The sequence below is a fragment of the Prevotella sp. E13-27 genome (genome assembly GCF_023217965.1).
GTDB lineage: Bacteria > Bacteroidota > Bacteroidia > Bacteroidales > Bacteroidaceae > Prevotella.
In genome coordinates this window covers 608,075-631,861 of the sequence record NZ_JALPSC010000001.1, presented here as the reverse complement: position 1 = coordinate 631,861, position 23,787 = coordinate 608,075, and the positions used below count along the sequence as shown (strand labels likewise).

19 protein-coding genes and 1 pseudogene are annotated in these 23,787 nt (G+C 43.7%); 18 read left to right on the top strand and 2 right to left on the bottom strand.

The window, feature by feature from the left end; genetic code table 11:
• The first annotated feature begins 334 nt into the window (after positions 1-334).
• The 3 genes from M1L52_RS02735 to M1L52_RS16345 all read left to right on the top strand — a co-directional run bounded on the left by M1L52_RS02735 (position 335) and on the right by M1L52_RS16345 (position 5,424).
• On the top strand, positions 335-2,332 hold the full coding sequence (locus M1L52_RS02735) for a DNA methyltransferase (protein WP_248613276.1): 1,998 nt from the start codon (positions 335-337) through the stop codon (positions 2,330-2,332).
• Between the two features lie 2 nt (positions 2,333-2,334).
• Positions 2,335-4,887 (top strand): DEAD/DEAH box helicase family protein, encoded by a 2,553-nt coding sequence (locus M1L52_RS02730; RefSeq protein WP_248613275.1) that lies wholly within the window; start codon positions 2,335-2,337, stop codon positions 4,885-4,887.
• Between the two features lie 414 nt (positions 4,888-5,301).
• A complete protein-coding gene (locus M1L52_RS16345) occupies positions 5,302-5,424 on the top strand; it encodes a hypothetical protein (protein WP_262917927.1) in 123 nt (40 codons plus the stop codon).
• Positions 5,425-5,571: 147 nt separating this feature from the next.
• Here the strand turns inward: M1L52_RS16345 and rnr are convergent, their stop codons facing one another.
• The gene (gene rnr, locus M1L52_RS02725) at positions 5,572-7,800 is read right to left on the bottom strand and encodes a ribonuclease R (protein ID WP_248613274.1); all 2,229 of its coding nucleotides are present in this window, start codon (positions 7,798-7,800) and stop codon (positions 5,572-5,574) included.
• 184 nt (positions 7,801-7,984) lie between these two features.
• Between rnr and cysS the strand changes: the two genes are divergently transcribed.
• The 12 genes and pseudogenes from cysS to M1L52_RS02665 all read left to right on the top strand — a co-directional run bounded on the left by cysS (position 7,985) and on the right by M1L52_RS02665 (position 20,197).
• Positions 7,985-9,478, top strand: a complete 1,494-nt coding sequence (cysS, locus tag M1L52_RS02720; RefSeq protein ID WP_248613273.1) for a cysteine--tRNA ligase — start codon at positions 7,985-7,987, stop codon at positions 9,476-9,478.
• 381 nt (positions 9,479-9,859) lie between these two features.
• The gene (locus M1L52_RS02715; RefSeq protein ID WP_248613272.1) at positions 9,860-10,351 is read left to right on the top strand and encodes a 3'-5' exonuclease; all 492 of its coding nucleotides are present in this window, start codon (positions 9,860-9,862) and stop codon (positions 10,349-10,351) included.
• Positions 10,352-10,438: 87 nt separating this feature from the next.
• Positions 10,439-11,431, top strand: coding sequence for a virulence protein RhuM/Fic/DOC family protein (gene rhuM, locus M1L52_RS02710; RefSeq protein ID WP_248613271.1), 993 nt, complete (start codon positions 10,439-10,441; stop codon positions 11,429-11,431).
• Between the two features lie 82 nt (positions 11,432-11,513).
• Positions 11,514-12,006, top strand: a pseudogene (locus M1L52_RS02705) (3'-5' exonuclease).
• Between the two features lie 13 nt (positions 12,007-12,019).
• Positions 12,020-13,873 carry a DUF262 domain-containing protein gene (locus M1L52_RS02700; RefSeq protein ID WP_248613270.1) on the top strand — a complete coding sequence of 618 codons (1,854 nt, stop codon included), beginning with the start codon at positions 12,020-12,022 and terminating at the stop codon, positions 13,871-13,873.
• 12 nt (positions 13,874-13,885) lie between these two features.
• Positions 13,886-16,414, top strand: a complete 2,529-nt coding sequence (locus M1L52_RS02695) for a DUF262 domain-containing protein (RefSeq protein WP_248613269.1) — start codon at positions 13,886-13,888, stop codon at positions 16,412-16,414.
• Entirely contained in the window at positions 16,395-17,186 is a 792-nt protein-coding gene (locus M1L52_RS02690) for a DUF6994 family protein (protein ID WP_248613268.1), read from the top strand. Before M1L52_RS02695 ends, M1L52_RS02690 begins: the two co-directional genes overlap by 20 nt.
• A 68-nt stretch (positions 17,187-17,254) precedes the next feature.
• The gene (locus tag M1L52_RS02685) at positions 17,255-17,698 is read left to right on the top strand and encodes a phospholipase D family protein (protein WP_248613267.1); all 444 of its coding nucleotides are present in this window, start codon (positions 17,255-17,257) and stop codon (positions 17,696-17,698) included.
• A gap of 93 nt (positions 17,699-17,791) precedes the next feature.
• A complete protein-coding gene (locus M1L52_RS02680; protein ID WP_248613266.1) occupies positions 17,792-18,421 on the top strand; it encodes a PHP domain-containing protein in 630 nt (209 codons plus the stop codon).
• A gap of 232 nt (positions 18,422-18,653) precedes the next feature.
• Complete coding sequence (locus M1L52_RS02675) at positions 18,654-18,887, top strand: hypothetical protein (RefSeq protein WP_248613265.1); 234 nt, start codon at positions 18,654-18,656, stop codon at positions 18,885-18,887.
• Between the two features lie 177 nt (positions 18,888-19,064).
• A complete protein-coding gene (locus tag M1L52_RS02670) occupies positions 19,065-19,706 on the top strand; it encodes a hypothetical protein (RefSeq protein WP_248613264.1) in 642 nt (213 codons plus the stop codon).
• A gap of 17 nt (positions 19,707-19,723) precedes the next feature.
• Positions 19,724-20,197: a hypothetical protein gene (locus M1L52_RS02665; RefSeq protein WP_248613263.1), complete on the top strand. Its 474-nt coding sequence runs from the start codon at positions 19,724-19,726 to the stop codon at positions 20,195-20,197.
• Positions 20,198-20,247: 50 nt separating this feature from the next.
• On the opposite strand, the gene M1L52_RS02660 is transcribed toward M1L52_RS02665, so the two are convergent.
• Positions 20,248-20,349, bottom strand: coding sequence for a smalltalk protein (locus M1L52_RS02660; protein WP_248613262.1), 102 nt, complete (start codon positions 20,347-20,349; stop codon positions 20,248-20,250).
• A 382-nt stretch (positions 20,350-20,731) separates the two neighbouring features.
• Here M1L52_RS02660 and M1L52_RS02655 point away from each other — a divergent pair, with 382 nt between their 5' ends.
• The 3 genes from M1L52_RS02655 to M1L52_RS02645 all read left to right on the top strand — a co-directional run bounded on the left by M1L52_RS02655 (position 20,732) and on the right by M1L52_RS02645 (position 23,785).
• The gene (locus M1L52_RS02655; RefSeq protein ID WP_317231464.1) at positions 20,732-21,892 is read left to right on the top strand and encodes an IS4 family transposase; all 1,161 of its coding nucleotides are present in this window, start codon (positions 20,732-20,734) and stop codon (positions 21,890-21,892) included.
• A 201-nt stretch (positions 21,893-22,093) separates the two neighbouring features.
• Positions 22,094-23,338, top strand: coding sequence for a U32 family peptidase (locus M1L52_RS02650; RefSeq protein ID WP_248613261.1), 1,245 nt, complete (start codon positions 22,094-22,096; stop codon positions 23,336-23,338).
• A gap of 24 nt (positions 23,339-23,362) precedes the next feature.
• Positions 23,363-23,785, top strand: coding sequence for a SufE family protein (locus tag M1L52_RS02645; protein WP_248613260.1), 423 nt, complete (start codon positions 23,363-23,365; stop codon positions 23,783-23,785).
• Positions 23,786-23,787: the final 2 nt, after the last annotated feature.

Below are 23,787 nucleotides of genomic sequence, written 5' to 3'. Positions count from 1 at the left end.
GTTTCAATAATTCTTTGTACCTTTGCACATGGTGTGGGGAGAAATCCCGCGCCAATAATGCATGGCTTATTGAATCGCACTTAACCGAATTGGCCTAGGAAACCTTTATTTGGAGATAGTTCGTTCATGAGCAGAGGAGGTCTGGAAAGCAGGCTGACTCACAATCACATCTTAGCTTTGCACTCGCTTTGGCGTGTTGCAGCCTTATTTGTGATTGGGGGTCTCCGTTTCCTAGGCCAGCCCCTCAGGTTAAGTGCATAAGGATGGCTTCACGCCATTTTTATGTCCTTGCCCAGCGTGCAGTTCATGTCAAACGAGTAAGCACAGCAAGACAATGGCAAACGAACAGGCAAACAAGGAGAGAGGCGGCAGCCGGTTGAACGACCGTCTGATGGAACGGCTAACCGAGGAGCCAAACTATGTGTCGGACGATGGAAAGGTGAAGAAATGGGTGGTGGCAGAAGAAGCCCGCAACTACTCGCCCACGCTACTCGCCCTGCTTTTGAAGGACGAGCAACTGCGTGAGACGTTCTTCGTGGAGACGGCAGAGGCTTTGGTGTTCAAGACGGAGGCTTTTCTGCAATTCATCGAACAGAAGAACTACCTGAGCGACAGCTACACACGCTATTCACAGAAGATTGGCCTGCAGATTGGCGGCAGGTTTATGAACCAGCGCAACGAGGTGGAACTGGTGTTCCCCTATAAGGACTGCATCCTTGAGGGAGGGCAGACGAAAGAAGACCAGAAGCGCAACGAGATATTCTTTAATCAGACGTTGGCACAGGATGAGATAACGCAATTGTTGGAACCAAAGGTGTTGACGAATGCGGCCTTGTATGATATAGACGGGCAGCACGAAATCCAATCCTTCAATAGGGATGCGCAAAAGAATGAAATAAGGGGACTGGATGCTAACACCATCACCGACAACTTGATTATCAAAGGCAACAACTTGCTTACTCTCCATTCTCTATTGGGTGAATTTGGAGGAAAGATAAAACTGATATATATAGACCCGCCATATTATTTCAAAAACAATCCTTCTACTGACACGTTCAAGTATAATTCAAGTTTTCACCTATCTTCATGGCTTGTGTTTATGCGCAACAGGCTGCAAATAGCAAAGAAACTGCTAAAGAAAGGCGGGACAATATGGATTAACATTGGCGAAGACGGGATGCACTATCTAAAAGTGATGGCTGATGATATTTTCGGAGCAGACCATTTCGTAGGGACGTTGCCACGCAGAACAAGGTCCGGCAAATCAGATGTTCCCTACAATTTCTCACAAGACTTCGATTGGTTATTAGTCTATACCAATGTATCCGATGATGTTGATGTTATGGGAAGAAGCATTGAGCGCACATATTATACAACGCCTGATTATCCTGGAAAACCTTGGCGATTGGCAGATTTGACAAAACAGACGACAGCGAAAGAGCGTCAAAATTCCTTCTTCACAATGGTTGATCCAAAGACCGACAAGGAATATCCTGCAAGTGAAAAGAGGACATGGGCTGTAACAAAAGATACTTTCCAGCATTATTACGACATTGGCTATATTGTGTTCCCAGATGACTATGACTTCCTGAAAATAACAAAACCTTACGGCAGAAAATTCAAATATGAGGATGACGCAAAAGGGAAACTGAGTGCTGTCATCTCAGACATACAAATTGTAGACTTTCTAAAATCTCTGCTCTCAGAGTGTAAGAATGAAAAGGGAAACGCAGAGATAGATGTGCTATTCGGACGTGATGAGTTTGATTATGCAAAGCCAGAGAATCTGATAAAGACTATACTGTCTGTAGCAACTTCTGAAAATGACATTGTTTTAGATTTCTTTTCAGGCAGTGGAACGACAGCAGCTGTAGCCCATAAAATGAATCGACAGTATATAGCCTGTGAGCAGATAGACCACCAAGTCGAACTAAATGTACGAAGGCTAAAAGAAGTTGTAGATAGCGATGAAGGAGGAATATCTGATGAAGTCAAATGGTGCGGTGGCGGCAGTTTTGTCTATCTGGAACTGAAGCGATATAATCAGAAGTTCATTGACGAGATAGAGGAAGCACAGAGTACCGACGAGCTGATTGCGATTTGGGAACAGATGAAGGCCCGGGCATTTTTCCGCTTCAACGTAGAGATGCAGAAGTTGGACGATGATATGGAGGACTTCAAGGCACTTACCTTGGAAGAGCAGAAGCAGATGCTTTGTTCGTTGCTCGATATGAACCAACTCTATGTGAATATTTCGGACATGGAGGATGCCGAGGCGGGTGTGACAGAGGAGGAGAAGCGAATCACCAAAGCATTTTACGGAGAGGAGTAGGCATGGCATTCTTATTCGACGATTACAATATACTGAGCAACTTCGGGATGCTACCCGAGGCGCCTCGCTATGTGGTGGAGAATCTTCGCCCGAAGTTTGCATTGCGCCCCTATCAGGCAGAAGCCTTTGCGAGGTTCGTCCACTTCTATGAGCGTGACCAACGGCCCAACAAGCAGCGCCGCCCTTATCACCTGTTATATAATATGGCTACAGGTAGTGGCAAGACGAATATCATGGCCGGGCTGGTTCTCTACCTTTATGCCCAAGGCTACCGGGATTTCCTGTTCTTTGTCAGCAGCGATGCCGTCATCCGCAAGACGAAAGACAATTTCCTGAACGATCGCTCGTCGAAGTACGTGTTTAATGAGCGGTTGATGTTCGACGGGCGACGGGTTACGGTGAAGGAAGTGCAGTCGTTTGACGAGAGCGACCCGCAGAACATCAACATCAAGTTCACAACCATACAGCTGCTCCACTCCGACATGACCAATGCCAAGGAGAACTCTGTCAGTTTGGAGGACTTTCAGAACCGTAAGATAGTGCTATTGGCCGACGAAGCCGATGCCTTCAACGTGGCAACACGCAATGAGAACACCTTGGATGGCAATTGGGAGAACACCATACAAAGCATACACCGACAGAGCACAGACAACATTCTGTTAGAGTTCACGGCGACAATGGATTTGGAAACACCTCAGATAGAAGCCAAGTATGCTGATAAGGCCATCTTCAAGTACGAACTGAAAGAGTTCCGCCGAGACGGTTATTCCAAAGAGATAGAACTAATGAAGGTGGCAGCTGACCAAAAAAACAGAGTGATGCACGCATTGATTCTAAACCTCTACCGACAGGTACTTGCAGCCAATCACGGCATCAACCTGAAGCCAGTCATCCTGTTCAAGGCCAAACGCACCATTGCCGAGAGCGAACTGAACAAGAAATGTTTCCATCAATGGATAGACCTGCTCAGTGATGAGGATATCGACTGTATTCGCAATGGCTCAGGTGTTGACGGCATCATTAAGACCGCCTTTGCCTACTTCGACCGCATGGGCATCACCACATCAGACATTGTGCGACGCACCAGAGAGAACTTCCGTGAGGAGAACTGTATCAGTGCCAACAATGATGCAGAGAAAGAGCGCAATCAAATGTTGCTGAACTCGTTGGAGGATGAGGACAATCCCATCCGTGCCGTATTTGCCGTGAATAAACTGGATCGTGGATGGGACGTGCTGAACCTGTTCGACATTGTCCGTATGTATGACGACCGCAACGAAGAGAACAAGGGGAAAATAGGCAAGACCACACGGGCTGAGGCACAGCTCATTGGACGAGGAGCACGTTATTTCCCGTTCCACATAGAAGAGGGGCAGCCGCTCTATATGCGCAAATACGACAATGACCTGAACAATGAGCTGCGCATTCTGGAGACACTCTACTACCACATCATGGAGGACAGCCGCTATGTGTCGGAAATCAAGAAAGCCCTCCATGAGGCAGGCATTGGTGATGACAAGACGGTGAGGAAAACGCTAAGGCTGAAGGACAGTTTCAAGCAGACAAAGTTCTTCCGCGAGGCACGGGTGGTGTATAATCTGAAAGTTCCCAAGCAATACGACAAGGTGACATCACTGGCCGACCTGTCCGTAAGGAAGAAGAACTATGCTTACCGACTTGACGAGTTGAAAAGCAGTACCATCCTTGCCTTTGGTGAAGTAAGCGATCCGGCAGTGGTAAGTGAAGGACGAGACGTTCCTCTCAGGGACATTCCTCTCCATGTAATCAGGTACGCATTAACCACCGTGCCATTCTTCCGCTTCAACAATCTGAAAAGATATTGTCCGAACTTGCTTTCATACAAGGAATTCATTTCTGCCGATGAATATCTTGGCAGTTTGGAGATTACTATTCTGGGAAGCAAGGAACGGCTTTCCCGGTTGACGAACCACGACTATTTGCGAGCCATTCAGGGTCTACTGATCAACATAGAGCAGGAGATAAAAGCCAATAAGACCGACTATGAGGGCTCGCCTTACATCAGCAAGTATCTGCGTGACGTCTTCGGCACTAAGGAAGTACCTGTTCCCAAGGATGATGAAGAACGTATGAGAGGACAAGAGGATGAATTAGCCGAAAAGGACTGGTATGCCTACAACGCGAACTACGGCACAAGCGAGGAACGGGCGTTCATCAGTCTATTTGCCCGAAGATACGAGAACTTCACTAAGAAGTACGAGGACATCTATGTCATCCGCAATGAAAAGGTTGTTAAGATTATCGACAAGCAGGGACGCACATTTGAGCCAGACTTCCTTCTGTATCTGCGTGACAGGAATTGCGGCCATGCTGTCTACCAGATTTTCATAGAGCCGAAAGGAAGCCACCTCGTTGGCAAGGACAAATGGAAAGAGGATTTCCTGAAAGAAATACAAAACAGCGGACTCTCATTAAAGATAGATACTGACAACTATCATATAACAGGCATACCGTTTTATAATGAAGGCAATGAAAATGAGTTCAAGGAGCAGTTGGAGAATCTGTTATTGGCATAGCAGTTGCTACTGTGCATCTCAGCGGGATGCTTCTTAATCGTTTTAAAATTCGGGCTGCAAAAGTAATACCTTTCTGGGAATAAATTGCTATGCAAATCACGGCAGATTTAAGAAAGAAAAACGCAAAATGTGAAAACGGTTCGAACTGCCGAGAAATGCCTAGATTTGCTTAGTTGGTTAAGAAAGTTTAACTTTCGACCGTAGCCCAATCGGGTTACGAATATGAAACCTAATTCGTTCCTCAATCCGCCTCGATTTGTTTAGTGGCATCTTGCGGACTTGCCTCAATTTTCCTCGAAATGCCTTTATTTATGGGGCGGACTGCGTTAATCTTCCAAAATCGCTTTGCTACGTCAGTGTTATATCCTAAATTTGCCGAAGAAAATAAGTTTTAGTAACGGTGCGTTTGAGAAGATGACATACATTATGGGAAGTAACCGTATAGTTCTGAGTTCGGAAGGTGTCGTTGAGCAGCAGAACTTTTATTATCCGTTCGGTGCGAGTCGCTCTGACAGCAAGAACGAGAGGGTGTCATGACACACCCTCCGCATGAACTATAGCATTTCATCTTTTAGCGGAATGCAATAATATTCTATAGTTTAAAGCCTTCAGTCTATAGTCTAAAAACACCTATAGTCTAAAGTCCAAAACAATCTGTAGTCTATAGTCTAAAACAGTCTATAGTCATTCTGCTAAGACGAAGTCAAGCTGACGCTTTTCTATGTCGGCACGAGCCACTTTGATGCGGATGGCGTCGCCCAGCTGGTATTTCTTGTGATGACGTCGTCCCACGAGCTGGTAGTTACGCTCGTCGAACTCGTAGTAGTCGCCATCAAGGTCGTGCATGCCCACCAAGCCTTCGCAGTGGTTCTCGTCAATCTCACAGTAGATGCCATAGGACTGTATGCCGGAGATATGGGCATCGAACTCCAGACCTATCTTGTCTGCCATGAACTCCACCATCTTGTATTTTATTGAGTCGCGCTCAGCGTTCTGTGCCGTCTGCTCCATTTCACTTGAGTGTTCGCACAACTCCTCGTAGTGGTTTTGGTTCACTGAGCGTCCGCCCTCCTGATAACGTGTGAGCAGGCGGTGTACCATTGTGTCCGGATAGCGACGTATCGGCGAGGTGAAATGAGTGTAGAAGTCAAAGGCAAGACCATAGTGCCCAATATTATGAGTAGAGTATTTCGCCTTCATCATGGCACGCAGGGCAAGCGTCTCTACAAGCTTCTGCTCGCGCTGACCTTGTACGTCATCCATCAGCTTGTTCAGGTTCTTTGATATAGCACTTCGTGTGCCGCCAGTCTTTACCTTGTAGCCGAAGGGCACGAGTGCAGCGCGCAGCGACTCCAGCTTCTGTGGGTCGGGCTGGTCGTGGATACGGTAAACGAATGTCTTCGCATTCTTTCCTGCCTTGCCAATGAACGTGGCAACAGTGCGGTTGGCTAACAGCATGAACTCCTCAATGAGCTTGTTGGCATCTTTCGACTTCTTATAGTAGCAGCGAGTGGGGTGTCCCTTCTCGTCAATGTCGAAGTGAAGCTCCTCACGGTCGAATTTCACGGCACCGTTCTTGAAGCGTGCAGCACGCAGCTTCTTTGCTAGACTGTCGAGCGTGATGAGCTCTTCTGCATACTCTCCTGTGTAGGGCTTTGCCTTCGTAGCAGGGGGCGCAGGCTCGCCTGTTCCGTCAACGACACCATTCTGCTCAAGTATCGCCTGCACCTCCTCGTAGGCGAAGCGCCTGTTGCTCTTTATCACGGTGTGTGCCAGGTGCCAGTCTTTGATGTTGGCATTTTCGTCTAAGACGAAAATCACGCTATAGCAGAGCTTCTCCTCATCGGGGCGCAGTGAGCAGATGAAGTTACACAGATGCTCTGGAAGCATGGGTATGGTGCGGTCAACAAGATATACGCTTGTGGCGCGCTGCTCTGCCTCACGGTCAATGATGGAACCTTCGGTTACATAGTGTGACACGTCGGCAATGTGGACACCCACCTCGTAGAGCTGGGCATTTCCCTTGCCCTGTGCTTTGCGTATGGACAGCGCATCGTCGAAGTCTTTAGCATCCTTCGGGTCTATGGTGAATGTTGTCACGTCGCGGAAGTCCTCGCGGCGTGCAATCTCTTCCTCTGTGATGTCTGCCGTGAGCTTGTTGGCAGCATCTTCAACCTTCTTCGGATATTTGTATGGCAGCCCATATTTCGCAAGTATGGCATGCATCTCCACGTTGTTGTCGCCCTGATCGCCGAGCACATCGATGACTTCTCCCACAAGGCTCTTGCTGCCAAAGACCGCCTCGTCCTTGCTCCTTCCGTCTGTGGTAGGCCACTGTGTAATCTTCACCACAGCCTTCTGTCCGGTCTTTCCTCCCTTTAGCTTCTTCTTCGGTATGAGGATGTCGTGGTTGAAGATGTTGTCTTCGGTGATGAGGAATGCATAGTCCTTCTCTACCTGCAGCGTTCCTACGGCCTGGTCGTGCTTGCGCTCGAGAATGTCTGTTACTATGGCCTCTTTTATGTGATTCTGACGGCGTGCCATCATTGCCACCCTCACACGGTCGCCGCCCATGGCGAACATTGAGTTGCGCTCGCTGACGAAGATGGGCTTTCCGCCATCGTCGGGAAGGAACGAGTTCTTGCCGTTAGCCTTTCGAATGAATGTACCTTCCTGTACCTGTGTCTTCAGGTTCAGCTTATAGCTGCCCCTCTCTGGCTGACTTACATAGTCGTCCCATGCCATCTCTTCAAGAATATCGACAGCAAGCATCTTTGAAGGGTGTGTGTCAAGCCTTAAAGACTTGAATATCTGTTTAAGGGTGAATGTCTCGTTAGGATGAGCCTGAAACAGTGCCTGCAGGGCATCCGCTACTTCACGCTTTGATAGTCTTTTACCACCTTTTTTTCCCATGATCTTATTGTTTTAAGTTTGTTTATTTTGGGCAAATATACGTTTTTTCTCGTTATGTTGTACCAAAAGTTGCTATTATTTTAATTATTTTGACCAAAAATGTCTCTCCATAAGGTAAAAATTTGGCTTTTTGGTTGAATTGCAGTACCTTTGCGACAGAAAAAAAGAAACAATAGATATAATTATGGAATCAAAACTTGTTATTTACAACACCCTGACTCGTCAGAAAGAGCGTTTTGAACCACTTCATGCCCCTAATGTGGGAATGTATGTCTGCGGCCCCACTGTTTACGGCGATCCGCATCTTGGACATGCCCGTCCGGCCATCACCTTCGACCTTGTGTTCCGTTACCTCAAGCACCTCGGCTATAAGGTGCGCTATGTGCGTAACATCACCGATGTAGGCCATCTGGAGCACGATGCCGACGAGGGCGAGGACAAGATTGCCAAGAAGGCGCGTCTGGAACAGCTCGAGCCAATGGAGATAGCCCAGTACTACACCAATCGCTACCATGAAGCCATGGATGCGCTTGGCTGTCTGCGCCCGTCTATTGAGCCCCATGCCACAGGCCATATCATTGAGCAGCAGGAGCTGGTGAAGCAGATCCTTGACAATGGCTTCGCTTACGAGTCTAACGGCTCTGTATATTTCGATATCGAGGCCTATAACAAGAAACATAAGTACGGCATCCTCTCTGGCCGTTCGCTTGAGAACATCAAGGATGCCAGCCGTGAGCTCGATGGAGTGGGAGAGAAGCATAACCAGGCCGACTTCGCACTCTGGAAAAAGGCACAGCCTGAGCATATCATGCGTTGGCCATCACCTTGGAGCGATGGTTTCCCTGGTTGGCACTGTGAGTGTACTGCTATGGGTCGCAAGTATCTTGGCGAGGAGTTCGACATCCACGGTGGCGGCATGGACCTTGTGTTCCCACACCATGAATGCGAGATAGCACAGGCAGTGGCGTCTATGGGCCATCCTGCCGTGAAATACTGGATGCACAACAACATGCTTACCATCAACGGACAGAAGATGGGTAAGTCATATAATAACTTCATCACCCTTGAGCAGTTCTTCACAGGAAATCACGAGCTGCTGTCTAAGGCTTACTCGCCAATGGTGATACGCTTCTTCGTTCTCTCTGCTCACTATCGCGGCACTGTCGATTTCAGCGATGAGGCCCTGCAGGCAGCTGAGAAGGGACTGGAGAAACTCATGAACGGAATAGCTGATATGGAGCGTGTTCAGGTTGCCGATAAGTGCGATGCTGAGACGGAAAAGGTTGTCAAGGCTCTCCGTCAGAAGTGCTATGACGCCATGAACGATGACCTCGCTACGCCACAGGTTCTCAGCCATCTGTTCGAGGCTTGCTCAGTGGTGAACAAGCTCACCGACCACAAGGCAACCATCTGTGCCGACTGTCTGAAAGAGCTTAAGGATGTTATGCATACCTTCGCTTTCGACATCCTCGGCCTTCAGCCCCAGAGCGCTGGCGCAAACAATGCCGGTCGTGAGGAAGCCTTCGGCAAAGTCGTTGACATGGTGCTCGAGCTGCGTGCAAAGGCCAAGGCCAACAAAGACTGGGCTACAAGCGACCAGATCCGTGATGCCCTTGCTGCAGCCGGCTTCGAGGTTAAAGACACCAAGGACGGTGCAACGTGGAAATTGAATAAGTAAAACAAACAATAAAGCCCTGACATTTTAAGTCGGGGCTTTATTGTCTATATACTAAAAAAGCCGTCCTCAGACGGCCATGTCCATTCAAGAAAGAATGGCGGAGCTTTAATAATCTGTTGCAAAGATAGGTGTTTTTCGCTTATCTTCCAAAATTTTTGGGACATATTTTGTGTTTTACCAATAATGCCTTAGAATATCAATTGTTGAAGCAATCTTTTTTTATCTTTATTGTCTAATAATTCCAAATGTTTTTATATATTTGCGACATCATTACCAATGACGTATAAAGAAAACAATAAAATAATCTATTAAAATCTAACCTCTGCCACAGTTTGGCGCACCCTTGCCTTACTTTTGCAGATAAATCATAGAAACTGAATAATGCGAGACTTTGCAGCAATAGATTTTGAGACAGCTAACAACGAGCGCAGCAGCGTTTGTTCTGTAGGTGTCGTTATCGTACGTGATGGTGAGATTGTGGATTCATTCTATTCCCTCATCCAACCAGAGCCGAACTATTATAACTACTGGTGTAGCCAAGTACACGGTCTCTGTCGTGAAGACACAGAGGAAGCCCCAATATTCCCAAAGGTGTGGGCACAAATAGAACCTCTGATAGAGGGTTTACCTCTCGTAGCTCATAATAAACCTTTTGACGAAGGTTGCCTTAAGGCTGTGTTTCGAGTCTATCAAATGGATTACCCTAATTATGAGTTCTACGATACACTTGCAGCTTCACGCAGAGCTTTCCGTTACCTGGAGAACCACCAACTGCATACTGTTGCCGCTGAATGTGGATATTGCTTGGAAAACCATCATCACGCCCTTGCTGACGCAGAAGCATGTGCATGGATAGCAAGAGAGATATTATAGATGATATTATACAGAATGTAACATTTTAGATTTTTGAATACTATATTGGTAGAAAAGTTTTATCTTTGCAAGCAGAATCAAGAAGGTATGAAAGAAGATCAGAAGATAGTTATCTATCAGACAGAGGACGGACAGACACAGATTGATGTCCGGTTGGAGAATGACACGGTTTGGTTGACGCAGGCTCAGATGGCAGAACTATTTGAGAAAACACCGCAAAACATTACAATGCATATTGGTAATGCGTACAAAGAGGGGGAACTTGAAAAGGAGTCAACATGTAAGGAATACTTACAAGTTCAACAAGAAGGCAGAAGGAAAGTATCCCGTAGAGTGAAATACTACGACCTTGACGTCATCATCTCTGTTGGTTATCGTGTACATAGCAAACGTGGTACTGCTTTCCGCATTTGGGCCCGAAAGATTATTAAGGATTATCTTGTTAAGGGTTATGCCGTCAATCAGCGTATACATAGCGAGCAGATTGGTGAGTTGCGTCAGCTGGTTGGGATGCTTGGTCGTACCATTCAGGGACAACCCCTGCTTTCTACAGACGAAACGAATGCCCTTTTCGAGGTGGTAACGGACTATACTTACGCTCTTGACACGCTAGATAACTACGACTATGAGCGACTGACCATTGACAAGACCACCAAGGAAGAGCCCTTCCACGCCACTTACGAGAACGCGATGGAAGAGATTCGCCTCCTTCGTGACAAGTTTGGTTGCTCAGCCTTGTTTGGCAATGAGAAGGATGACTCATTCAAGAGCAGTATAGGCCAGATCTATCAGACTTTTGCTGGAGAGGAACTTTATCCCAGTGTGGAGGAGAAAGCAGCCATGTTATTGTATCTGGTGACAAAGAACCATTCTTTCAGCGATGGCAACAAACGCATTGCCGCCACCCTCTTTCTGTGGTTCCTCAACAACAACTGCATTCTTTACCGTGCAGATGGTTCTAAACGCCTAGCCGATAATACCCTCGTTGCCCTAACCCTGATGATTGCCGAGAGCAAGACGGAGGAGAAAGACGTGATGGTGAAAGTGGTGGTAAATCTGATTAACCAGCAGAACGTATGATAGAGGCTTGTGCCTGGATTGCAAGAGAAATAGCAGGTAAGATAAAGAGAATGTGGAATAAATATAAGGAGGAAGCATTATAATGAAAGATTTTGCAGCAATAGATTTTGAAACGGCAAACAATGAGCGAAGTAGCGTTTGTTCTGTAGGTGTCGTTATCGTTACGTGATGGTGAGATTGTAGATTCGTTCTATTCTCTCATCCAGCCAGAGCCGAACTATTATAACTACTGGTGCTCTCAGGTGCATGGACTCTGCCAGGAAGACACTGAGGAAGTGCCTGTATTTCCGAAAGTTTGGGCACAGATTGAACCTCTGATAGAGGGTTTGCCGCTCGTAGCACATAATAAACCATTCGATGAAGGTTGCCTAAAGGCCGTGTTTCGAGTATATCAGATGGATTACCCAGATTACGAGTTTTACGACACTCTTTGTGTTTCACGACGAGTGCTCCCTGATTTAGAAAATCACCAACTTCAAACTGTAGCTGCCGCCTGTGGCTATGAGTTGGAAAACCATCACCACGTACTTGCCGATGCAGAGGCATGTGCATGGATAGCAAGAGAAATTTTATAAGATACAACATATTATGTCTTCTTTATCAGAACAAATACCAATGAGGGATTTCCCAAAACTAAAAGGTGAAATCTACGAAATTCCGAGTCAGCAACGTGGGTATAAATGGACTCCTGCTAACATAAAAGAGCTGCTTCGTGATTTATGGGAGTTCATGAATGCTCCTGAGAATAAACGTGTCTATTGCCTTCAGCCATTAGCTGTGGTTCCATTAAGTGGGAAATATAGTGTACTTGATGGTCAACAAAGATTGACAACTCTATTTCTGCTGTATAAATATCTTACCAATCAAAATGCCTACACTTTAGAATTTGTAAGAGATAGTGAGGACGATGACAATATTGTAAATCGATGGAGTTTCTTAACAAATATATCAAGCAAAGAGAGTATAGAATTGGCAGATAGCCAGATAGATTTGTATTATATACATCGTGCATACCAGACCATTTCTGATTGTTTTGAGACTAATCATGATGAGGTTTTTTCAGCAGATAAGGAACTAACTACAGAAGAGATTAAAAGCAAGTATCTTGAACTACTGAATGGACAAAGTGCTAAGTCAATTCAGGTCATATGGTATGAAGTTCCAGAGAATAAAGCACATGAAACGTTCCGCAATCTGAATAGTGGAAAAATATCATTAACAAATACGGAACTAATAAAAGCCCTTTTCCTAAACCGTGCTTCTGGACTAAACGAAGGGTTGCGTGATGATGCTGCTCGACAGTTTGAGGAAATGGAGCAGATAATAAATAATGACCATTTTTGGGCGATGCTATCAAGCGAGGAACCGATTTTCCCCCATACTCGGATGGATTTATTATTTAACCTCATTGCCAAGGTGGATGACTCTGAAGCTGATAAAGACTTCCGCAGCTCATTTAGGTGGTTTGCAAATGAGGCAAATGATAATCTTGAAGCAAAGTGGCAGAAGATAAGACACACGTTCTTACGTCTTTATGATATGTATAAGAATATCTACACCTATCATTATATTGGTTATCTCACCTATTGCAATCAAGATAACAGATATAAATTTCTTTCTTTTCTCCTGAAAAGTAGTCGGGAATATTCAAAAACTGTTTTTGTTAACAGACTCCGCGAGCGTATTAGACGAACGATCAATCCTAACGATAAGTTATCAATTTCTGATTTTGAATATGGTCAGATATCGACTATGATGTTGCGTCGTTTCTTCCTATTGCATAATATTGAAACCATATTGCAGAAATATGAAACCTTAAAAAGTAGTAAGGAGCTGAATTTGCAACATGAATATGAACAATTCCCCTTTGAACTTCTGCATAAACAAAGTTGGGATATTGAGCATATTACATCTCAAACTGATTCTAAATTTGACAATGAACAAGATAGAAAAGATTGGTTGAGCAGTGTGAGGAATGACTATCCTTCTTATTTCGAAGTCACAGAGATTAAGGATAGATTAACCAAATATGACTTGAAAAAGAGTAAAGAAAATTTTGACGAACTCTATAAGGCCGTCATTATGTATAATGATGCACAAGATGGAGACCATATTCCTGAAGACGATAAGAATCAGGTCGGTAATCTCGTTTTATTAGATAGCCATACCAATAGAAGCTTCCACAATTCTCTGTTTCCCAGAAAAAGAAGGATTGTAGTTATAGCAAATGGCTTGAAATCAGAAGATGATGAGGAAACAAATGTTACTCAGGTTTATATACCTCCATGTACAATGCAATGTTTTACCAAAGCGTACAGTAAGAAGAGTAGCACAAAGCTTAATTCTTGGCTTCAGCCAGATGCCGATGCATACAGGGAAGACATCAAGCAAAAGCTGTGTGATAAGCCAGAGAGTAACACAATAAGATATTTCAAGAATTAAAGTGTATTCGTTATGAACTTTCTAAATATATTCAAAAACAAGGTTATTTGCATTCCCCTTTTGCAGAGAGATTATGTTCAAGGTGGAAAGGAATCTGTTATTTCGCCCTTTATAGATTCATTGCTCGATGAAACAAATCCATCAGACTTGAACTATATTTATGGCTATACGGAACATGGGAGTTTTATTCCTGTGGATGGTCAACAACGTTTAACAACGTTATGGCTTTTATATCTTTATGCAGCTGCCAAAGCTGGGATGATGTCAGATTTTACCGTTAATCTTACTTTCTTGTCAAGAGAATACGCTGGGGATTTCTGTGAAAGATTAAAGTGTAAAATGCCTGAAGTTTTACAGAAAGCCACCGAAAATGATAGCTTAAATTCAATTATTCAAGACGAGTATTGGTTTTTATCCTCATGGCTAAATAATACAACGGTGAATAATATGCTCCTAACCCTGAAGTATATTCATCGAAAGTGTGCAGGTCAGGAGGCTGAAACATTATGGAAACACCTTTTGTCAGAAGATGGTATTACTTTTTCTTTTCTTGATATGTCAGAAGAGAATGGGCTTGATGATGATATTTATATTAAGATGAATGGCCGTGGTCGTCCACTAAGTGTTTTTGAAAACCTTAAATCATGGATGGACGAGAAGGTAATACAAGCTATGAAGGATAGTAATGAATTATGGCTGCATGAGTGGATAAATAACATGGATAATTCGTGGACTCAATTCTTTTGGAACAATCGTAACCTTACTCAAATAAATCCAGAAGAAATTGATGATGAACAATTGTTCTGTTTCTGTAATCTAATCATCTTGTATTGGATGCTGAACAAGGAACAATTACAAAGCAATATCCGAGAAATGAGAACAACTGATCATTATTTATATGAGCAGTTGTTGACATTGTTCCCTCAATCGAAAGAGACAGATGGAACATCAGAAATAGTTAGCTATATCTTTGATAAATTGCAAAAGGGAGATATGCTTTCTTTAGTTTGGATTGAAAGATTAGGACTATTGCCGTTAGACTTTTTGAAATTTGCGCATGATTCGCTGAACAAACTGTCATGCATTTATAGAGCGGTGAATGATTTGGATCTTTTTATGGGAAATATTGACACAAATGTTATGCCCATTTACGATTTAGCTCTTTCAGAAAGTTCGTATGGACGTACTCTTCCTTTGCTTTATGCTGTTTTGCTGATTACTGAAGACATTGATACTAAAGCATGGATGAGGGAGTGTAGAAATTTGATACTCAATACCGACATACAGAAAGAAAAGTTACCTGAGATTCTAAATTGCTTAAATGCTTTTGCTGAACAAACAAAGCATAGCAATGTATATACGATACTACAATCATATGATAAGCAAGAGAATGATTTCCTGCATTCATTCGGAAGTCAAATCAAGGAAGAATGTAAAAAAGCCTCTATGCCCTCAGAGTATTTCCCACAAATGGAAAAGATGGAGAATAACAGATTCTTTTCTGGGCGTATCAGTAGCGTTTTCCGTATGCTGGAGCATGAAGATGGCATAGAAAACTATACATTACAAGACTTCATCGACTGCTCTAACATATTGATGGAAATCTTCTATTCAGGAGATGGTCGTGATGGTGGAGTAAAAAGTATCTACGATAAACCAGATGACAGATTGTTACGTCGTGCTTTGATGTCATTCCCCCCATATTTCTACGGAATGTATAGGAATGCCTATTGGTGTTTTTGCGATAATATGGAAGAATGGAGATTATTCCTGAATAATAAAGATACAGAAATCAATTCATTAAGACTTTTGATTATAAAAACTTGTTTGCCAGCACTAAGGCATTCTTCTTGTGCTGATATATCAGAATCTCTTCTTCAATCTATGCATGAGGCTATTGATAATGCAAATAGAGACTATGAAGAGAAATTGGAAGAGAATGAAGTAGATGATAAATATAATCTTCATTTTATACATCACGTAGGTATATGGAATTATATGGGAACATCCAGATGTAGTTGGCCAGAAGATGATGAACATGGACTTCATATTTTGTTAAAAACATCTAACGGAAACAATAGTGGAAAGATGGAACTCCGCACTTATGCCCTTTATCTTGACTACCTCGACACTTCAATTAGAAAAGATTTGGTGGATGACAGAAATGGTTGGTCTGTAGGCATATGGCCAAGAGAAGATACCTGCATGTATTTTGAAATATTTGTGCCACAACTTAAACGCAATCTGGCAATAGACGTATTCCATAAATGCAAAAAGGAAGACGATTATGCTCTAAGTGTATTCTTGCGTCCAACTAATGAGGAGGAAAACGACCAGAATCTGTATATTGAGAATAATTACACTTTCTTCAAACCATTCTTGGATGTAAACATCAACATCCCTATTCATCAGGAAGAAAAGTCTGGACGGTATATAACAGAAAAGACCTTTTCAAGGAAAGGAATACAATTATTGCTCCATCAGCTTTTGCCTTCGTTAAAAGAATACATTACTGAACATTATGGAACAGAATCCCATTGATATAATACGTTCTTTTGCTGAAGACCATCTTGAATGCAACTTGGATAATCTAATTACATTTGATTTGAAAAAGTTGATGAAGGATGAAGTCTATGGATGTCCGAACAGAAAATTCGATGCAGATGACACCACCATAATGCGAGCAATCTATTGTGTGGTATTTGGTTCTGTTTGGCCTAACCTCAGTATGGATAATAGTGGAAATGAAAAAATGAGAGGAGATACAATGAACTCTTCGGCAACTTTTTTCTCATATCCGTGGAATGACAGATTTACTCCGACATGGAATCCTCCAGCATTTCTCATAAAAAAGATTGCTGAGTTTCAGACTACATTTCATACAGTAGGCAATATGACAGTTCTTCCAGATAAACGTATTGATGAATGGAGTATAAATAAACATCGAGGATGTCACGATGAATGGCATGACTATGAAGACCGTTTTCTCTATGCCCTATACAAAGTCCTAACTTACCAAGATGATGCAGATGAAGATTTGGAAGAACTTGTAATGCTTAATAGGGATGATTTTAATCCATTCTTCGGTGTTGACGGATGGAAACGTTTCATTGATGGGAATATGCTTGAATATTATGTTGACGACAACTATTTGCCCGTTATTAAATCGAAAGGTTATACGTGGTGGAGAGGTGGATATACTAATAAAGAGCGTTTCTTTCAAGAAGCCAACAGGTATATTGATGATTCAACGACAATCATTAAATCCCGTGGTAAACGTATAGTTAATTATATAAAAGAACGACTATTATGAGTGTTCTATACATATCGAATACGGATCACTACAAAGAGGTTCTTTCACGGGTAAAATCCGTGAAGAATATGCTTTGGATTGGTACTGCCGATATAAAAGACCTGTATATTGAGGTGGGCAAAGAGAAGAAACCATTTCTCGCCATCATTGCCCAACTTATACGGCGCGGCGTGGAGGTACGACTTATTCATGCAAAGGAACCTGGACCAAACTTTCGGGGAGATTTTGACAAGTACCCTGTTCTATATGACCGCTTGGAGCAAGTGCTTTGTCCTCGTGTTCATTTCAAAATGCTTGTCTTTGACGGAAAAGGAGTTTATATCGGGAGCGCAAACCTTACTGGTGCTGGTATCGGCATGAAAACGGATCATAAAAGAAACTTTGAAGCTGGCATCCTTACAGATGAACCAGAAATTGTCGAACAAGCAATGAACCAGTTCGATGAAGTATGGATGGGAAAATTCTGTAAGACCTGTAAGCGTCGAGACTTTTGTATAGACCCAATTGTATAATTGGGGTTAATAATAACAATTTTATAAGACCTCTGCCACCATTTGGCGTAAGTTCAGATTTACTTTGCGCAAAAATATTAATATTGATAAAACATGAAAGCATATCGATTCGTACATTTGAATGTCCATTCCCATTACTCAATAATGGATGGATGCGCCAGTATTAGGGAATTGGTGGATGCAGCCATCAAAGATGGAATGCCAGGTGTTGATATTACTGATAATGGTAATATGTTTGGTATCATGGAATTTTTTGGATATGTTAGTCGCATTAACATTGAAAGACCAAAGAAGGGCATGAATCCTTTCAAGCCCATCATCGGGTGTGAGCTATATGTGGCCAGACGAGGTTCCAAAGAACAAAAAGAAAACATCATAGACATTAATGGCTATCATCTGACAGTTCTTGCCAAGAACCAGACAGGCTATAAGAACCTCATTAAGATTGTAAGTAATGCATGGACTGAGAACACAGCAGACCCTAATGTGCACTTTTTCAGCCGTCATCTTTGCTGTATCAAGCCTTTAGCCATACTCCAGGCTGCTTCTAGGCATACTCAAACAGTATGGGAAGAGTATGGCTACACTATGGGTAGAACGAAGATGAGACGGTTGACGGGAGAGATGGACATCATCACAAACTATTCAAAGCAACGCTCCGAGAGAAACAATGTATCGGTCGGAGATATACAATGTAATGGTATGAGTAACACGATGAGCTAATGTGTATCAGGACCTGGTACATGACACACGCTTCCCAAGTTTTTTGTGTACTACAGGCAAGACTTTGGACAACTTTTGGCCCTTTTTCTGCCATTTGTCCAAAGAAGGTGCGTTTGTCCATACAAGATGAAGAAGAATCTGAGAAATTTCTTGGAATCGGAAGAAAAGGGCCGTAACTTTGCATCAACAAAAGAAACAAGCAACAAAGTATAACAATAAAAAACTTAAAGCTATGACAACAAATACTTTCAATGCAAAGAAGGTGCTCATGAGCACAGTTGCAGCAGTCGTTTTCTCATTCGTGTTCACCACTAATTCAGACGCACGTTCAGGAGAGTATGGTCAGAAGAACAATCTTGAGGTTCGCGTAAAGACTGCTCCTAATGGTGATGCTCAGCAGGATCAGGAAAGTTTCACAGATATGATGTTCCGTATGCTCCAGTCTGTTTTCGGAGTACGAGTATAACTACCATCTTCTATTCATAAGACAACAAACAATCAATAATAAAGCGGCAGGCTCCCATTTCGGAAGCCTGCCGTTAGCGATGTTAGGTACCTGTCACCTGACAATATTTTCATGAGATATTAGTTGGTTTTTTCAAAATTAATTCTTACTTTTGCAGCAGAAGAAACAAAAATAGTAATGAGTCATGACTTTTCTCAACCAGTTCCACAAGGAAGTGACGGAGCGCAAGATACGGAAAATCGCCGCATCGCAGCAATCGCCGATGAGCTCAAGCGACTTTGCACAATACATGAAGCGCAATGTGGAGATAGCCTCCAAAATGTAAGTCGTTTCGAGATTGAGCAACGTACCGCTGAACAAATGGCAAAGAGCCAAGGTTTTTGGATTCCCATGATGGATGTCTTCAATCTTGGCATACCAGGTCCTAGCGGCAACGAAAACGACACCTACGTTGGCGAGAGAGTTATATATAAAGTTAACAATTTACTTAATTGTGGAAGCATAGCTGGTCTGCTTCACAAGATATTGATGCACAATATTCTTTTCCCAGATACAGCATATTCTTTTTATGGTTTTGCAGGGTTTGATGGGCGTACCATCCAACCTGTTATTGTACAACCAAGAATTGCAGATGCGCATCCAGCAACAAAGATTCAGATAGACACTTATATGGCAGCCCTTGACTTTGAAAAGACTGCTCAAGAAGGGCGTTACAGAAACGGCCAATACGAAGTCTGGGATCTAGTTCCTCGTAATGTCCTTATTGATAACGAAGGCGATATCTTTGTTGTCGATGCTGAGATTAAACAAGTGAATTAAAACTCAGTCGCTCTCTATTGCCTGTTTATTCTATCTCTACCGTACCCTCCTATCACCACACGCTCGTTGGCACTTTAGAGCGTGCACAGAATGTTGTCTCACCTAATATTCCTCCCATCATTGGTACCTGGATACAGGATAATACGCCTGATACTGTTGTCATCAGCCGTTACTTCAGCGATTATGGCACTACCCAATATATCGTTGACAAGAAGGAGACGGGCTCTCGTCAAAATTATAGCGGCCGAATAGTCAACTACGACCGTGTGGAGAGCTCTACGAACGGTAATTATGAGATAGCTGACGGCAAGCTGATCATCACCTACAGAATACGTAATATTCACTATTACAACGGCAAGACCCAAGTCGATAACGAGAGCGAAGACTACGGTTATGGAGGCGAGGATAAACTTCCCAAAGATACGTTAAACTATTCCATCAACGGCAACAAGATGACGATAGATGATACGATATGGACAAAATCTGAATAATAAAAGTTATACGAGGATGTGCCTTTTGACACATCCTCGTTTTTTTTGTATTACATCATCGTCATGCAATTCTGCACTCCGAGACTTGTTGCTATCGCGGTAAGTATCGCCGCGAGTGTCTGCAACACAAATTTCCACGTTTCGTTCTTCATAGCTTTCAGTTTTTTTTGTTGTCTTTAAGATTAATAATTTTTGTTGTTTTTAATTAGACATTAGTAGTTGTTTTGAGGTCTCTCGTGAGCGTTCTTCCTGATTGCTGGCGGTGTTTTTTCTAAACGCCGCGTGCGTTCTTTCTAAACGCTCGTTGTGTGTCTTTGTGATGCATCCTAAACACAGTACAAAGGTACTAAATTTTGAGGTGCCACGCAAGGATTCCTTTCATTTATCTCAGATTTATTTCAAATCACTAGTGTCCGGTTAAATTTTTCCGAACGTTAATTAAATGTTTAAATTTCAATGAGATACAGCGATTTAAAAATTTTCCGATTTGATTTTTTATCTTTGTACTGTCTCATATATAAGATAGCACAGGATATGAATGCCGGAAATACTGTATTCTCGCAACTGATGTCTCTCATCCCTGACTACGAGCTCAGGAAATGTATTGACAGATATAGAGGGGATTTTCATGCAAGACGATTCACTTGCCGTGACCAGTTCCTTGTCATGAGTTATGCTCAGCTGACCAGCAGCGCAAGCCTTCGTAGCATAGAGGCTCAGTTGACTGCTTTCAACTCCAAGTTGTATCATGCCGGTCTGAAGGTGATGCCCAAGTCCACTCTCGCCGACATGAACGAGAAGAAGGACTGGCGTATCTATCAGGACTACGCAATGGTACTTGTCGAGAGGGCTAAAGTCCTGTATAAAGATGAATACTATCGGTTGGGAATTGACAATATGGTGTATGCCTTTGACAGCAGTACCATCAACCTGTGTCTGCATCTCTGTCCATGGGCGAAGTTCCATCATGACAAAGGTGCTTTCAAGATGCACACTTTGATTGATGTAAAGAACAACATACCCAACTTCATCATGCTTACTCCTGGCAATGTGCATGATACTCAGGCTATGGACAGCTTGCCTGTAGAAGCAGGGGCTTACTATCTGATGGATAAAGGCTATGTGGACTTTGACCGTCTGTTCCGTCTCTTCCAACAGCAGAAGGCTTACTTTGTAACCAGAGCAAAGGACAACATGAAATATTCCGTATTCGAGGCAAGAGAGGTTGACAGGCAGACTGGCGTCATCTCTGACGAGTCCATCAGTCTTACTGGTCTCTTTACAGCCAAGAAGTACCCTGATTTGTTGCGTCTGGTCGTCTATGAGGACTTTGCGCAGAACGTAGTGTATCGATTCCTGACGAATGACTTCACCCTTGAAGCAATTACCATTGCGGAACTGTACCGAGAGCGCTGGACTATCGAAACGTTCTTCAAATGGATCAAGCAGCACCTGCACATCAAGACGTTCTATGGGACGTCCCAAAACGCAGTCTTCACACAGATATGGATTGCCATCTGTGACTACCTGCTGCTTATTATTGCTCTGAAGATGTATCATATCGAACAAAATCTTTACATATTCTCTAATGTCATCGGCCAAGTTCTCTTTGAGAGGACTCCGCTGAATGAACTTTTTGACAAACCAATTATTAATCAAAATCCGGAAGATGACCGCCAACTTTCGCTTTGGTGAAATTTAACCGGACAGTAGTGATTTCAAATGTTAAAATTGACGCAGCTGCGTAGCTGCGTAGCTGTGTAGTGTTGAACAACTATTTGGAGATTGCCATCGAATGAAGAAGCCTGTAAAGAATCATGCGAAGTCTGATTCTTCCGATTCAAAAGTGCGCAAAAAATTGAGGATTTATCAAAAAATAGTAGTACCTTTGCAGGCATGAACGTAAAGGATCTTGAGATAATGGCGCCAGTGGGCTCGCGTGAGTCGCTGGCAGCAGCCATACAGGCAGGTGCCGACAGCATTTATTTCGGCATAGAGAAGCTGAACATGCGTGCACATTCGGCTTCTACGTTTACCATAGATGATCTTAGAGAGATAGCAGCAACATGTGCGGAGCACGGCATGAAGAGCTATCTCACAGTGAACACAATTATCTATCAGGAAGACCTGGAGCTGATGCGCCAGATTATTGATGCTGCCAAGGAAGCAAGCATCTCCGCCGTAATAGCCAGCGACGTGGCGGTGATGAACTACTGCCGAAAGGTGGGACAGGAGGTGCATCTGTCCACACAGCTGAACATATCGAACGTGGAGGCGCTGAAGTTCTATGCTCAGTTTGCCGATGTGGTGGTGCTGGCACGTGAGCTGAGAATGGAGCAGGTGGCAGAGATATACCGTCACATAGAGGAAGAGAAGATATGCGGCCCGAGTGGTGAGCCTGTGCGCATAGAGATGTTCTGTCACGGTGCGCTCTGCATGGCAATATCGGGCAAGTGCTATATGAGCCTTGACAACGCTAACCGCTCTGCCAACCGTGGCGAGTGCGTACAGATATGTCGCCGTTCATATACGGTGACTGACAACGAGACGGGCAACCAGCTTGAGATAGACAATAAGTATATCATGAGTCCTAAGGACCTGAAGACCGTGCGCTTCATTGACAAGATGATGAACAGTGGCGTGAGGGTGTTCAAGATTGAGGGACGTGCCCGTGGTCCTGAATATGTTTATACTGTGGTGAAGTGCTACAAGGAGGCTATTAAGGCTGTGATTGACGGCACCTTTACTGAAGAGAAAAAGGACGGATGGGACAAGGAGCTCGCCCGAGTGTTCAACCGCGGCTTCTGGGATGGCTACTATCAGGGACAGACACTGGGCGAATGGAACAAGAGCTATGGCTCTAATGCCACTGAGCGTAAGGTGTATGTGGGTCGTGGCGTGAAATATTTCTCAAAGTTGGGCGTGGCAGAGTTCACCGTTGAGGCAACAACGTTCAAGCTTGGCGATAAGCTGTTGGTGACTGGTCCTACCACTGGTGTGATGTATCTCACTGCCACGGAGATTCACGACAACGACGGCAACCCTGTGGAGGAAGCTCCGCAAGGAACACGCGTGGCAATACCTGTGACTGACAAGGTGCGTCCGAGCGACAAGCTGTTCAAGCTGGAAACGGTGGAGTAGAAGAAATCAAAACGGAATTATACGATGACAATAAACGAAAGACAAGACGAGATTATCGAAGAGTTTCAGGACTTCGATGACTGGATGGACAAATACCAGTTGCTTATTGATTTAGGCAACGAGCAGGAACCTCTCGACGAGAAGTATAAGACAGAAAGCAACCTCATAGACGGCTGTCAGAGCCGTGTGTGGCTTCAGGCGGACTATGAGGACGGAAAGATAAGGTTCACTGCCGAGAGCGATGCGCTCATAGTGAAAGGCATAGTGGCACTGCTGATACGCGTGCTCAGCGACAGCACACCACAGGAGATTCTGGATGCCGACCTGTATTTCATAGAGAAGATAGGTTTGAAGGAGCACCTCAGCCCTACACGCAGCAATGGCTTGCTGGCAATGGTGAAACAAATGAGAATGTATGCCTTGGCGTTTCAGTCAAAGGGTAACTAAAG

Coding starts and splice junctions, on each gene's coding strand:
- M1L52_RS02655 (WP_317231464.1), top strand. CDS start 20,732: ATGAATGCCGGAAATACTGTATTCTCGCAACTGATGTCTCTCATCCCT.
- M1L52_RS02695 (WP_248613269.1), top strand. CDS start 13,886: ATGAACTTTCTAAATATATTCAAAAACAAGGTTATTTGCATTCCCCTT.
- M1L52_RS02680 (WP_248613266.1), top strand. CDS start 17,792: ATGAAAGCATATCGATTCGTACATTTGAATGTCCATTCCCATTACTCA.
- M1L52_RS02660 (WP_248613262.1), bottom strand. CDS start 20,349: ATGAAGAACGAAACGTGGAAATTTGTGTTGCAGACACTCGCGGCGATA.
- M1L52_RS02700 (WP_248613270.1), top strand. CDS start 12,020: ATGTCTTCTTTATCAGAACAAATACCAATGAGGGATTTCCCAAAACTA.
- M1L52_RS02735 (WP_248613276.1), top strand. CDS start 335: ATGGCAAACGAACAGGCAAACAAGGAGAGAGGCGGCAGCCGGTTGAAC.
- M1L52_RS02730 (WP_248613275.1), top strand. CDS start 2,335: ATGGCATTCTTATTCGACGATTACAATATACTGAGCAACTTCGGGATG.
- M1L52_RS02690 (WP_248613268.1), top strand. CDS start 16,395: ATGGAACAGAATCCCATTGATATAATACGTTCTTTTGCTGAAGACCAT.
- rhuM (WP_248613271.1), top strand. CDS start 10,439: ATGAAAGAAGATCAGAAGATAGTTATCTATCAGACAGAGGACGGACAG.
- M1L52_RS02675 (WP_248613265.1), top strand. CDS start 18,654: ATGACAACAAATACTTTCAATGCAAAGAAGGTGCTCATGAGCACAGTT.
- M1L52_RS02645 (WP_248613260.1), top strand. CDS start 23,363: ATGACAATAAACGAAAGACAAGACGAGATTATCGAAGAGTTTCAGGAC.
- cysS (WP_248613273.1), top strand. CDS start 7,985: ATGGAATCAAAACTTGTTATTTACAACACCCTGACTCGTCAGAAAGAG.
- M1L52_RS16345 (WP_262917927.1), top strand. CDS start 5,302: ATGACATACATTATGGGAAGTAACCGTATAGTTCTGAGTTCGGAAGGT.
- rnr (WP_248613274.1), bottom strand. CDS start 7,800: ATGGGAAAAAAAGGTGGTAAAAGACTATCAAAGCGTGAAGTAGCGGAT.
- M1L52_RS02650 (WP_248613261.1), top strand. CDS start 22,094: ATGAACGTAAAGGATCTTGAGATAATGGCGCCAGTGGGCTCGCGTGAG.
- M1L52_RS02670 (WP_248613264.1), top strand. CDS start 19,065: ATGAGTCATGACTTTTCTCAACCAGTTCCACAAGGAAGTGACGGAGCG.
- M1L52_RS02715 (WP_248613272.1), top strand. CDS start 9,860: ATGCGAGACTTTGCAGCAATAGATTTTGAGACAGCTAACAACGAGCGC.
- M1L52_RS02685 (WP_248613267.1), top strand. CDS start 17,255: ATGCTTTGGATTGGTACTGCCGATATAAAAGACCTGTATATTGAGGTG.